We start from the raw sequence: 12,480 nt of genomic DNA, 5'->3' as shown, positions 1-12,480 counted from the left end.
CATGTCTGCCACCCACGCACCCGCGCAGCCCGGCGGCAAGCGCGGCGAGGTCATCGTCGACCAGATCACCTGCGATTTCAGCGGTACTCGCGTGCTCCACGCCACCGATCTGACGGTCGAGGCCGGTGAGTTCTTCACGCTGCTCGGGCCCTCGGGGTCGGGCAAGACCACACTGCTGCGCATCATCGCGGGCCTCATCGATTTCACGTCGGGACGCATCGCGATCGATGGCAGCGACGTGACGCAGTTGCCGACGCAGCAGCGCGACCTCGGATTCGTCTTCCAGAACTACGCGCTCTTCCCGCACCTCACGGTCGCGCAGAACATCGCGTTCGGCCTCAAGATTCGCAAGATCCGGGGCGCTGCGCTCGCGAAGCGCGTCGACGAGATGCTCGAGCTCACCGAGCTGGGGGCGTTGCGGGATCGCCATCCTGCACAGCTCTCCGGCGGCCAGCAGCAGCGCGTCGCTCTGGGCCGCGCGCTGGCGCAGCGTCCGCGCGTGCTGCTGCTCGACGAGCCGCTCGGCGCGCTCGATCGACGGCTGCGGCAAGATCTCGGTTCGGAGATCCGCCGCATTCAGCAGGAGTCGGAGACCACGGCGATCTACGTCACGCACGACCAGGAGGAGGCGTACATCCTGTCGGATCGCATGGGCGTCATGGAGGCCGGCCATATTCGGCAGGTCGGCGCTCCGCGCGAGGTCTACAGCGCCCCCAACAGCGACTTCGTCGCGAACTTCCTCGGCGAGACCAACACGTTCCGTGCCGAGGTGCTCGAGCAGAGCTCACGGGGCACGATCGTGCGCAGCGGCGACTTCGTACTGACCGCGTCAGCGAGCCCCGAGCTCGCCGTGGGCACCGCCTGCACGCTGAGCGCCCGACCCGAACAGATTCGTCTGAGCGCCGAGACCGACGTGCCCGTCGGCTACGAAGCCGTGGCCCGCGTCACCGTGACCGATGCCCGCTTCTTCGGGCAGACCATCCGTGTGCGTCTGGCTGACGACCACGGCACCTACCTCGTGGACCTCGACAGTGCCGAGGCGATCCCCGAGGTCGGCACCCCCACCGTCATGAGTGTGCGCGCCGGTGGCGCCGTACTCCTGCCGGCCGCCTAACTCCATCCCCCACCCCGCACCACACATGCATCCAAGGAAGGACCTGCATATGCGTTCCACACTCACCCGCACCGCCTCGCTCGGTGCACTGACCCTCGCCGGCGCGCTCGCGCTGACGAGCTGCGCCGGCGCCGATTCCGGCTCCGATTCGGGCTCGGGCTCCGCTGACGGCGCAGAACTCTCGGGCGAGATCCTCTTCTACGACACCAGCGGCGGCGACGTCTGGGAGGGCCTCAACGACACACTCTTCGCCGACTTCACCGAGCAGACCGGTGTCACCGTCGTCGACGACTACAACGAGGCCTCGACCAAGTTCTTCGCCGGTGCGCAGAACGGCGCCGTCGACTGGAGCCTCGTCTTCCTCCCCTCGCTGAGCGACGCGCAGCAGGCCGCCGACGAGGGCTACCTCGCCGACATCGATACGAGCATCGTGCCCGTCGATCAGCTGGTCGAGGGCACCTACTCGAAGACGGGCATCGAGGTCGGCACGTTCGGCATGGTGCTCGCCTGGAACACCGATACGTGGCCGCTCGACGGCGATCACCCCGAAAATTGGGAAGATCTCTACGACACGGCGAAGTTCCCCGGCCAGCGCTGCCTCTTCAACAACCCGCAGTACGGGTGGACCCTCGAGTCGGCGCTGCTCGCCGATGGCGTCGCACCCGAAGACCTGTACCCGCTCGACACCGATCGCGCGCTCGACAAGCTGGGCACGATCAAAGACAGCGTCACGTGGTGGTCGAGCGGCGCGCAGTCGATCGAGAGCTTCGAGAACGGCTCGTGCGATCTCGGCATCGTGTGGGCGAACCGCGCGTTCACCGCGAGCCAGAACGGCTTCCCGATCTCGGTCAGCTGGGATCAGGCCGGCTACGCGAACAGCGTGTGGGCGATTCCCGCGGATGCCCCGAACCCCGAGGCGGCGCAGCACCTGCTGAAGAGTGTCATCGAGAACACCGAAGGCCAGATCGCCTTCGCGTCGAAGGTGCCCACGCCGATCCCCGCATCGAGCACCGGGGTCGCCGTGAGCGACTTCCCCGAAGACATCCAGCCGTTCCTGCCGGTCGGCGACAACACGAAGACGGCGATCACGCTCGACGCCGACTACTACAAGGAGAACAACGCGGCGTTGACCGACCAGTTCAACCGCTGGGTCGCGCAGTGACCCTGGTGCACGGCACCTCAGTCACGCAGTAATGAGCCGCGGGGTTCCGGGCCGACCCGCCCAGCGGCCCGGAACCCCGCACCACCCCCACCCCGAACGAAAGGGAACCCCGTGAGAATCGTCTGCATCGACGGAGAATCGCAATACGCCGACATCGTGCGCCGCGATGTCATCGCTCCGCTCGCCGAAGCCGGCCACCAGCTCGACTGGTTCGAGGAGCATTTCGCCGACGCCGAGGCGACCATCGCCCGCGCGCAGGGCTACGACGCCGTCTACATCATCGGCGATCAGGGCCCCCTGCCCGCCGGCTTCCTCGCCGGGGTGCCCGGGCTGCAGCTGGTGAGCTTCGTCGGCACCGGTGCGCACCGCTTCGTCGATGTGGCCGAGGCCGAGCGCCTCGGCATCACGGTCACCAACGTGCCCGACTTCGCCAGCCGCAGCGTCGCCGAGCACGCGATCGCGCTGCTCTTCGCTGTCGCCAGGCGCGTGCCTGAGGGCGACCGCATCGTGCGCGCCGGCGAGTGGGCGAAGCACCAGGGGCTGAAGCTCGCCGGCCGCACGCTCGGAGTCGTCGGCACCGGGGCGATCGGCCGCGAGGTCATTCGCATCGGGGCGGCGCTCGGCATGGACGTCGTGTTCTGGAATCGCACGGAGCGACCAGATGTCGAGGCCGAACTGCCCGGCCGCCGCGTCTCACTCGACGAGCTCTTCCGCAGCAGCGACGCCGTGTCGCTGCACCTGACGCACACCCCCGAGACCGAGGGCATCGTCTCGGCCGAGCTGCTCGCGCTGCTCCCCGAGCGCGCGATCGTCATCAACACCGCACGCGATGAGGTGCTGGATCGCGATGCGCTCTTCGCACTGCTCCGCGAGGGGCGGCTCTTCGGCGCCGGGCTCGACGTCTTCGAATCCGAGCCGCCGCAGCTCGATTCGCTGCCCCTCGACCTGCCGAATCTCGTGCTCACCCCCCACATCGGCTTCCACACCGACGAGGCCGATGACGTTTTCGCCATCGCCGGTCGCAACATCGTCGCGTTCGCCGACGGCGCTCCGCGCAACGTCGTGCGCAGCGCACACGTCTGACCCGCCTCGCTTCCGCCTCCCCAGACCGCGCACCAGCGCTACGAGAAAGTTCACCCCATGGAAATCCGTCACGCCACCCATCCCGACGAGCTCAGCGGCATGACCGACGAGCAGATCCGCGCCCGCTTCGTGATCAGCGACCTCTTCGTCCCCGGCCGACTCAAGGCCGTCTACAGTCATGAGGATCGCATGGTGCTCGGCGGGGTCAGCCCGATCCCGGGCACCGCTGTCGCCCTCGAGAACTTCGCCGATCTGCGCGCGGAGTACTTCTGCCAGCGACGCGAACTCGCCATCACGGCACTGAGCGGATCGGGGCACGCCGTCGTCGACGGCACCCGCTACCCGCTGGCGCGCATGGATGTGCTGTACGTGGGTCGCGGCGCCCGCGACATCTCGTTCGAAGCCGACGTCGTCGACACCCGCTTCTTCCTCTCGTCAGCGGTATCGCACAGCGACTACCCGACGACACTGATTCCCGCGGCCGAAGCCCTCACCACGGAGACCGGCGAGCAGGAGCACGCCAACCGGCGCATCGTGCGTAAGCACATTCACGAAGACGGGGTGCGCAGCAGCCAGCTCGTGCTCGGCATCACCGCGCCCGAACCCGGCAACGTCTGGAACAGCATGCCGCCGCACACGCACGACCGCCGCACCGAGGTTTACGTCTACTTCGATCTCGATGAGGGCGAGCGCCTGTTCCACTTCATGGGCGTGCCCGGGCAGACGCGTCACGTCGTGCTGCGCAACGGCGACGCCGTCATCTCGCCGGCTTGGTCGATGCACTTCGGCGCGGGCACGACGAACTACTCGTTCCTGTGGGTGATGGCGGGCGAGAACCAGGCCTTCGCCGATATGGATCAGATCTCGGTGCCGCAGTTGGCGGGCGCCGCGGCCTGACGTCGGCTTCGGCAGCGGCCGAAGCGATCGGCCGCTGCCGTCGCGGTTGGCGCCGTCGTCATTGCGATCGGGGTAACTTCGGACCAGTGTGAGCTCGGTTTTGAGCCGCAATACTGGTCCGAAGTTACCCCAATCGCATAGGGTGCTGAGCGCAGCAACGACAGGGGCGGCAGAGGTAGCGGCAGCGGCGCAGCGGCAAGGCAGAGCGGCGCAGCGGCGCAGCGGCGCAGCGCGGCAGCCTACGGGCGCACCGCCACGCGCACCTCGCGCTGCTCCGCCGCACGGGCGACCGCGGCGTCGAGGTCGGTCAGCGCGAACTCGGCGCCGACCAACTCGGCGAACGGGTAGTCGCGCCAGTGCTCGGTCACGAACGCGACCGCCCCGACGAGGTCGGCGGGCGCGTAGTTGTGCACGCCCGAGATCGTGACGAGCCCGCGCACGACGCGCTCGGGCACGACCGGCACGGGGTCGGTCGGAAACACGCTGCCCACCCACACCGCTGCGCCTCCGACGGCGACCGCGTCGAGCCCTGCGGCAACTGCGGCCGGAGCTCCAGACGCGTCGATGACGACATCGAACGATCCGGGTTCGAGCGCATCGCGCGCGGGCGCGCAGACTTCGGCCGCTCCGAAGCGTCGCGCCCAGGCGCGTCGGCCGGGGTCGGGGTCTGAGACGGTCACCGAGGCGCCGCGCTCGGTCGCCATCGCCGCGAGTGCGAGCCCGATCAACCCGCCGCCCGTCACGAGCACCGACGCCGGCGGCACGCCGATGTCGCCGGCGATCGGCACGGTGCGCGCCGCAGCGGCGAGTGCCGCCCACGCGGTGGCGATCCCGCAACTCACCGGGGCGAGCACCTCGGCCGGCACGTCGTCGGCGACCCGCACCAGCCCGGTGCCCGAGAGCACGTGCACGTGGGTCGCGAACCCGCCGCTCAGTTCCCACCGCGTGCCGAGCGCCCCGGCCGCACCGAAGCGCGCGTGCCCGTACTTGCGCAGCGTGCGGCACTTCTGCGTGAGCCCGCGTAGGCAGCGGTCGCACTCGCCGCAGTGCACCGCGATCTCCCAGACGATGCGGTCGCCGACCGACACCTCTGAGCCGTCGAGGTACTGCGCGGTTCCGCCGATGCGCTCCACGCGGCCGACGGCTTCGTGGCCGAGCACGAGGGGCACGGGTTCTTGGCGGTGCCCGTGGGTGGTGTGCACGTCTGATCCGCAGACCGTGGCGAGCTCCACGCGCACGAGCACGTCGCCGGCGCCAAGCGAGACCCGCGTGACGTCGCGGCGCTCGTGCGCGCGACCCGGAGCGTGGAAGAGCATGGCCGAGGCGGCAGGAGTACCGGGAATCTCGGGATCCGCGGACGCCTCAGCAGCAGCGCCGCCCCCAGCGGCAGCAGCCCCAGCAGCACCAGCCGATGTCGCAGCCGCAGACCCGGCGATGCGGGCGGCACGCCCTGCCGAGCGCGCCTTCCCGGTGCCGGATCGCGCGGCCGCGATGCTGGTCATCGTGCCAGGGCCGCCGCAGCGTGACCGAATACGCGGGTCTCGCGCAGTCCGGTGAGGTCGGCGAGCACGGCGTCGGGGCCGGCGGCTTCGAGTGTCGCGCGGTCGTGGGCTCCGCTGAGTACGCCGGCGACGAACCCGGCACCCGCCCGACGGCCCGAGGCGATGTCGCTCGCGGTGTCACCGATCACGGCGACCCGGTCGACCGAGTGGGTGTCGGTGCGCATGAGGGCTGCGAGCACGAGGTCGGGGGCGGGGCGGCCGCGGCCGGCGTCGATCGGTGAGAGGGCGACGTCGACCAGGTAGTCCCATCCGAGCCCGTCGAGAATCGCATCGCGGGTCGCCGGGGCGAACCCGGTGGTGAGCGCCACTTTGAGCCCGGCGTCGCGCAGGGCGGCGATCGTGTCGGTGGCGCCCGGAATCTCTTCGACGCCCTCCGCCTCGACGAGTTCGCCGTAGGCCGCTTCGAAGGCGGCGTTCGCTTCGGCGGCGAGCTCGGCGTCACCGCCGGCGAGGTGCGTGAAGACGTCGATCTTCGACTGGCCCATGGTGCGCCGCACGTAGTCGAGCGCTTCCTCCCACGGCATGCGCGAGGCGACGCCGGTGCGCTCGTTCGCACGGGTGAAGGCGCGTTCGACGACGCCGTCATCGCGCACCGTCGTGCCTGCCATATCGAGCACGACGAGTTCGATCGGAGCGACGACGAGGCCGGCGCTCGCGTCAGTGGGTACGCCGGGGGTGTCGAGTGCAGTCATGAGTGTTCCTGTTCTACGGGGGTGAAGGCGCCGGTATCCGGGGAGTCGAGCGCGGGAAAGGGCTGGTCGGTCGCGGCGGCGACCGCGTGCTCGGCGAACCCGAGGCCGCAGGTCATGCCGATGCCGGTGGTGACGGCGATGACGTGCACCCCGGGCTCGACCTCGCGGCGCAAGAAGTCGTTCGGGGCGCTCGCGTAGACGCCCTGCCAGCGTTCGATGACGCGGGGAGCCGGCACGCCGAACAGCGACTGGGCCTCGTCGAGGATCGCCTGCTGCGCATCTTCCGATTGGAACGGCGACGCCACCGTGTCGCGCACGTGCGTGTCGCCGAGCAACAGACTGCCGTCGGGCAACTGCGTGTACATCTGGTTCAGGTCAATGGCGGCGAGGTCGGGTCGTTCGCGGTGCAGACGCTCGCGCACGGGCGCCGCGGCGCCGAGCCCCGCGAACCGCCCGTATCGCACGAGCGACCAGCCTGTGAGCAACGGGGCGTCGAGCGGCCGGGCGAGCTCGGCCTGCACCCGCATCATGTCGAGTGCGCACCGCTCGACCTCGGCCGATTCGGCGAGTTCGAGCAGCAACTGGTCGATGTCGTGGCCGACGGCGATGATCACGGTGCCCGCCGAGATCGTGCCGCGGGTGGTCTCGACACGGCCGGTCGCGACCGCGGTCACCGCGGTGCGCATGCGAAATTCGACGCCGAGACCCGCGAGGTGCGCAGCGATGCGGTCGGCCGCGATGCGCGGGTTCGTCTGCAGGTCGGTCTCGATGACACCGCCGCCCACGGCAACGCCGGGAGCGATGGGTGCGGCCGCGGCGATCTCGGCGGCGTCGAGCAGCCGGATCCCTCCGCCGGCACCGGCCGCAGCTTCGATGAGCGCGAGCTCGTCGGCGTGCCGGGCCGCAATGAGCGTGCCCGATTCGCGCAGCCAGAAACCGGCATCGCGCGACAGTCGCAGCCAGAGCTCGCGCGCCGCGTCGGCGTACCCGCGCGCCTCCCCCGTCTGCGCCCCGATGCAGAGGTGCCCGAAGTTGCGAATCGTTGCGCCGGTGATGCGTGCGCCGCGGTCGATCACGACCACGCTCAAGCCGCGGCGCACGGCCGCATAGGCCGCGCCGAGCCCGACGATGCCCGAACCGACCACGGCGACATCGAAGCCGCCGCGAGGCACCGATCCGGCACCGGTACGAGCACCCGAACTCACCGCAGCGCCTTCCGCATCCACATCGCGAGGCCCTCGACGACGAGCACGACCACGAGAATCATGAGCACGATCGATCCGACGAGCTGGTAGTTCGACCCCTGACCCGCGTTCAGCAGGTAGTAGCCGACGCCGCCGCCACCGACGATGCCGAGCAGCGTCGCGGCGCGAATGTTCGTGTCGAGCAGGTAGAAGGTGTGCCCGATCAGCGCCTGCGCACCCTGCGGCACGGTCGCCCCGAAGTACATCTGCGTGCGCGTCGCACCGCCCGCGATGAGCGCCCGCTCGGGCCCGCGCGGCACCTCCTCGAGCGAGTCGGCGATGAGCTTGCCGAGCAACCCGATGCCGCCGAACGCCAGGGCGATGGTGCCCGCCTGCGCGCCGAGGCCGGTGATGACGATGAGCACGATCGCGAGAATCAGCTCGGGGATGCCGCGGATGCCGACGAGCAGAAAACGGAATCCGGATCGCGTCGCCGCATTCGGCGCGACGTTGCGAGCGGCGAGCGAGCCGATCACGATCGACGCGATGCAGGTCAGCAGCGTGGCGGCGAGCGCGATCTCGACGGTCTCGATCATGGCGCCGAAGATCGTCGCGAAGCCGTAGTTGCCGAAGTTCGGCGGCCAGAACGACGCCGCGACCGGCGGCACCTTGGCCCAGAACGTGACGAAGTCGCCCCAGTTGATGTTGCTGACGACCACGCCGGCGACGACGACCGCGACCGCGATCCACGCGGCGGCGGTGTTTCGGATGCGGGTGCCTGTCCAGGGGCGGCGCATCGCCGCGTCGACGGAGATGAAGCGGCGGCTCGGGGCCGAGATGCGGAGGGCGCGGCCCGATCCGGCACCGCCTGCACCCGCGGGCCCCGAACCGGCACGACGCAGCAGCTTCACGAAGACACCGCGACCGGCCTGCTCGCCGAGCATGCTCACGCGCACCGCGCTCGAGATGATCTCCATGACGACGCACAGGATGAAGATGACGAGCGCGATGCCGAGACCGAGGCCGTAGTTCAACGACTTGAACGCGTACGACATCTGCAGGCCGAGGCCCGCGACGCCGACGTAGCCGAGCACCACCGACCCGCGCAGGTTGATGTCGTTGCGGTGCAGCACCGTCGCCACCCATGAAGGCATCACCTGGGGCAGGATGCCAACCGTGAACTCCTGCATCTTCGACCCGCCGGCGGCGCGCACGGCGCGGCGCGGGCCCTCGTCGATCTGCTCGATCGCGTCGGCGAACATCTTCGAGATCATGCCGATCGAGTGGATGCCGATCGCCAGGATGCCGGGCAGCGCGCCCAGCGAGAACAGCAGCACGAACACCATCGCGAGCACCACGTCGGGCATCGCGCGGGTGAAGACGCCGACGAAACGCGCGAACACGCGCCAGCCGGGCCCGGGGGTCGTGTTCTCGGCGGCCAGGTAGGCGATCGGCACCGAGAGCACCGCGGCGAGCACGGTGCCGGTGAGCACGAGGCCGACCGTGAGCACGGTGAGCTGCAACAGCTCCATCGGCTCCGGGAACTTGAGAGAGCCGACGCGCTCGAAGAAGCGCTCGGCGTTCGACGCGCTCTCGAGCATCCCCGGGATGGAGATGTTGACGCGCGTCAGGGCGAAGATGGCGAGCACGAGCAGGATCACCAGAGCGATGCCCGCGGCCGTGCGCTGCGGGTCGCGCTTGCGTTCAGCAGCCCGACCCAGCAGGTCGGCGCTCTTCGGCGAAAGCGTGAGCGTCATCGCACGAGCTCCGGCTCGCCGGCGGACTCGGTGCGCTTCGCGGCGGCGCGCGCGACGTCTGCGGCGGCTTCCGCACCCGCTTCGCGCAGTTCGCGCGAGACGGCCTCGAGCTCGGCGGTGGAGGTGGCCACGCGGCCGTAGATCTCCATGACCTCGGCGCGGGTCAGACCCTCTGCGGGGAGATCGAGCACTCGGGCGCCGTGGCGCAGACCGACGATGCGATCCGCCCACGAAATCGCGAGATCGACCTGGTGCAGGCTGCACACCACGGTGAGCCCGTCGGCGGCGGCGATCTCGCGAATGAGCGCCATCACCTGATCGCTCGACTCGGGATCGAGTGAGGCGACCGGCTCGTCGGCGAGCAGCACCTCGGGGTTCTGCATGAGCGCACGGGCGATCGCCACGCGCTGCTGCTGGCCGCCCGACAGGGTGTCGGCCCGCTGGTACGCGCGGTCGAGCAGGCCCACGCGGTCGAGGTGGCCGAGGGCGCGGTGCTTGAGCTCGCGCGGGTAGCTGAAGAGCCCGAGGCGCGGGCCGCGCAAGGTGCCGAGCGCGCCGCTCAGCACGTTTTCGAGCACCGTGAGCGAACCGACCAGCTCGAACTGCTGGAAGATGAAGCCGACCCGGCTGCGCAACTCGCGCAGGCGGCGGCCGCGCAACTGCGGCACCGGCTCGCCGAGCACCTCGACGGTGCCGGCGGTGGGCGTCTCGAGCCCGTTGATGTGTCGCAGCAGCGTCGACTTCCCCGACCCCGAGAGGCCGAGCAGCACGACGATCTCCCCGCGATCGACCCGCAGGTCGACCGCATCGAGCGCGGTGGTCTCGTCATAGCGCTTCGTGAGTCCGGTCAAGCGGAGCACGGGTGCGGTGGGGTTCTCGGTCATGTTGCTGGCCTCTCGGATCCGGGTACGGGGTCAGACGCTGCGGTCAGGCGCGATTACGCCTGGCACTGATCCGCGTTGGTCTCCTTGCAGATGTCGCGGATCGTGTCGTAGTAGGCGTCATCGACCGGCTCGGTCGAGAAGAACGCCGCACGGAACGCGTCGCTGTTGGCGCTGGTGATGCCCGACTCGATGATCTGGTCGATGCTGACCTCGCCCAGGATCTCGGTGAGCTGCGTCTGCAGGTCGGCAGGCAGGGTGCTCGACATGACGATCGGGGCGCCCGGCACCATCGTCTCGCCGATGACCTTCACCTTGTCCGACTTCTCGACCTCGCTGTCTTCGGCGAAGCCTGCCTCGCACTCGACGCCCTCGCCGACCTTCTGCACGCTGACGTCGTGCTTGCCCGCGAAGACCGGGGTGATGTCGGTCTTCGGGTCGATGCCCGCCTTGAGCAGGTTGTAGCTCGGGAAGAGGTAGCCCGAGGTCGACGACGGGTCGACAAAGCAGACCTTCTTGCCCTTGAAGCCGTCGATCGAGGTGATGTCGCTGCCCGCGGGAACGATGGTCTGCGAGTAGTAGCCGGGTTCCTGGCCCTCCTCGGTGACGATCGACGAGATCGGGGTGAGCTTCGCGCCGTTGTTGGTCGCGGTCACGTAGGTGAAGCCCGAGAACGAGGCAACGTCGATCTTGCCGGCGATCGCACCCTCGATGAGCGCCGCGTAGTCGGTCGACTCGTGGTATTCGACGGTCTTGCCGGTCTCTTGCGCGATGTAGTCCATGAGCGGCTGGTAGTTGGTCTCGGTGTCGACCGAGTCGGGCACGACGCCGAAGACGAGCGTGTCGGAGTCGACCGCGAAGGTGCCCTCCGCGCTCGCGCTGCTGTCGTCGCTGCCGGCGGCATCTGCCGAGCTGGCGCAGGAGACGAGGCCGAGGCCGAGGAATGCGACGGCCGCGAGCGCAGCGGTCGACTTGAGGGCACGAAGCTTCATGATTGCCTTTCACAGGGGTGGAAACGAGCCGCGACTACCCTCGCACCCATGCGCACCGGAAATATACCTATCTCGCGATGATTCAGCCCCTGTTCACCGTTCACCCGGCGCAATTGAACAGCCGGTGGCCGGTTGTTTACCCGCATCCGCGAGATCGATGCCGAGGTAGACTACCTATGTGAGCCAAGTTGTCTACATGAGGATCGCCGAGTCGTTACGCGAGCGCATCGCGTCAGGGCAGCTCGCCCCGGGCGCCGACGTGCCCACCGAGGCCGAGCTCGCCGAGATCTGGGGCACGTCTCGCGGCCCCGTGCGCAACGCACTCGCCGCGCTCAAAGCCGAGGGCCTCATCGACACGGGGCGCGGCCGCCCGGCGCGCGTCGCCGCCTTCGCCTCGACGCAGACGCTCGACGTCAAAGTGCCGTTCACGCGGTGGGCCGAGGAGTCGGGCGCCCAGCCCGGAGCCATCACGCACGAGATCTCGCGCAAGCGAGCCACCGCCCGCACGGCTGCGCAATTCGGCATCGCCGAGGGCGACCCCGTCATCGAGGTGCTGCGGCTCCGCCTGCTCGACGGCAAGCCCACCATGCTCGAGCGCCTGGTCTACATCGACGACGTCGGGCCCATGCTCTTCGCGCACGACCTCGACCGCGTCTCCATCACCGAGTTGCTCGCCGCCCATGGCTTTCTGCAGGGCGGCGTCGAGCACGAGATCGACGCGATCGCGGCCGACGCGGTCGACAGCGAACTGCTCGGGGTCGTCGAAGGCTCGCCGATCCTGCGCCTGCATCGCGTGTCGCGCGACGCCACGGGGCGCATCACCGAAGTCTCTGACGATCTCTACCGCAGCGACATCGTGCGCTTCACGTTCGCGGCCCCGGGCGCAGTCGGCGCAGCGGCCAGGTCGACGAACGGCGGCCAGTACCTCCGCGCCCTGCAGAGCTGACGCGGCGTGCCGCTGCCCGATGCTGCCCTCTGCGATCCGGGTAACTATGGGTGGGTGTTTGGGCGATTTTGCGCCTCCGCACCCACCCATAGTTACCCCGATCGCAGAGGGGCGGGAAGGGCGCTGTCACCCACGACCGGCCGCACCGCCCCACTGCCACCCAGCCCAGCCCACAACCGCGCCGCGACCTCCCTGCGTAACGGGTTCGTA

At 69.6% G+C, this 12,480-nt stretch carries 11 protein-coding genes; 5 read left to right on the top strand and 6 right to left on the bottom strand.

Annotation, left to right across the window (positions count from 1 at the left end; translation table 11 throughout):
• Window position 1: 1 nt before the first annotated feature.
• The 4 genes from CH42_RS02165 (at window position 2) to kduI (ending at window position 4,256) form a co-directional block, all read left to right on the top strand.
• Entirely contained in the window at window positions 2–1,114 is a 1,113-nt protein-coding gene (locus CH42_RS02165; protein ID WP_053351581.1) for an ABC transporter ATP-binding protein, read from the top strand.
• 49 nt (window positions 1,115–1,163) lie between these two features.
• Window positions 1,164–2,276: an extracellular solute-binding protein gene (locus CH42_RS02160; RefSeq protein WP_053351580.1), complete on the top strand. Its 1,113-nt coding sequence runs from the start codon at window positions 1,164–1,166 to the stop codon at window positions 2,274–2,276.
• Window positions 2,277–2,387: 111 nt separating this feature from the next.
• Entirely contained in the window at window positions 2,388–3,359 is a 972-nt protein-coding gene (locus tag CH42_RS02155; RefSeq protein ID WP_053351579.1) for a 2-hydroxyacid dehydrogenase, read from the top strand.
• 57 nt (window positions 3,360–3,416) lie between these two features.
• Window positions 3,417–4,256 (top strand): 5-dehydro-4-deoxy-D-glucuronate isomerase, encoded by an 840-nt coding sequence (gene kduI / locus CH42_RS02150; protein ID WP_053351578.1) that lies wholly within the window; start codon window positions 3,417–3,419, stop codon window positions 4,254–4,256.
• A 239-nt stretch (window positions 4,257–4,495) separates the two neighbouring features.
• On the opposite strand, the gene CH42_RS02145 is transcribed toward kduI, so the two are convergent.
• Genes CH42_RS02145 through CH42_RS02120 form a run of 6 tightly spaced genes read right to left on the bottom strand, consistent with a single transcriptional unit; the run spans window position 4,496 to window position 11,324 of the window.
• Window positions 4,496–5,758, bottom strand: coding sequence for an alcohol dehydrogenase catalytic domain-containing protein (locus CH42_RS02145; protein WP_239683917.1), 1,263 nt, complete (start codon window positions 5,756–5,758; stop codon window positions 4,496–4,498).
• Entirely contained in the window at window positions 5,755–6,510 is a 756-nt protein-coding gene (locus CH42_RS02140) for a phosphonatase-like hydrolase (protein WP_075205205.1), read from the bottom strand. Before CH42_RS02140 ends, CH42_RS02145 begins: the two co-directional genes overlap by 4 nt.
• Window positions 6,507–7,715, bottom strand: coding sequence for a TIGR03364 family FAD-dependent oxidoreductase (locus tag CH42_RS02135; protein ID WP_239683916.1), 1,209 nt, complete (start codon window positions 7,713–7,715; stop codon window positions 6,507–6,509). Before CH42_RS02135 ends, CH42_RS02140 begins: the two co-directional genes overlap by 4 nt.
• The gene (locus CH42_RS02130; protein ID WP_053351577.1) at window positions 7,712–9,451 is read right to left on the bottom strand and encodes a PhnE/PtxC family ABC transporter permease; all 1,740 of its coding nucleotides are present in this window, start codon (window positions 9,449–9,451) and stop codon (window positions 7,712–7,714) included. Before CH42_RS02130 ends, CH42_RS02135 begins: the two co-directional genes overlap by 4 nt.
• Window positions 9,448–10,335 carry a phosphonate ABC transporter ATP-binding protein gene (gene phnC / locus CH42_RS02125; RefSeq protein ID WP_053351576.1) on the bottom strand — a complete coding sequence of 296 codons (888 nt, stop codon included), beginning with the start codon at window positions 10,333–10,335 and terminating at the stop codon, window positions 9,448–9,450. The genes CH42_RS02130 and phnC overlap by 4 nt, the downstream gene beginning before the upstream one ends.
• Window positions 10,336–10,388: 53 nt before the next feature.
• Window positions 10,389–11,324, bottom strand: coding sequence for a phosphate/phosphite/phosphonate ABC transporter substrate-binding protein (locus CH42_RS02120; RefSeq protein WP_053351575.1), 936 nt, complete (start codon window positions 11,322–11,324; stop codon window positions 10,389–10,391).
• A gap of 178 nt (window positions 11,325–11,502) precedes the next feature.
• On the opposite strand from CH42_RS02120, the gene CH42_RS02115 reads away from it, so the two are divergent.
• Complete coding sequence (locus tag CH42_RS02115) at window positions 11,503–12,270, top strand: GntR family transcriptional regulator (protein ID WP_075205204.1); 768 nt, start codon at window positions 11,503–11,505, stop codon at window positions 12,268–12,270.
• The last annotated feature ends 210 nt before the right edge of the window (window positions 12,271–12,480 follow it).

It is taken from the genome of Leucobacter musarum subsp. musarum (assembly GCF_001273845.1).
Classification (GTDB): domain Bacteria; phylum Actinomycetota; class Actinomycetes; order Actinomycetales; family Microbacteriaceae; genus Leucobacter; species Leucobacter musarum.
The sequence above is the reverse complement of the archived record's forward strand: the minus strand, read 5'-3'. Positions and strand labels throughout refer to the sequence as shown.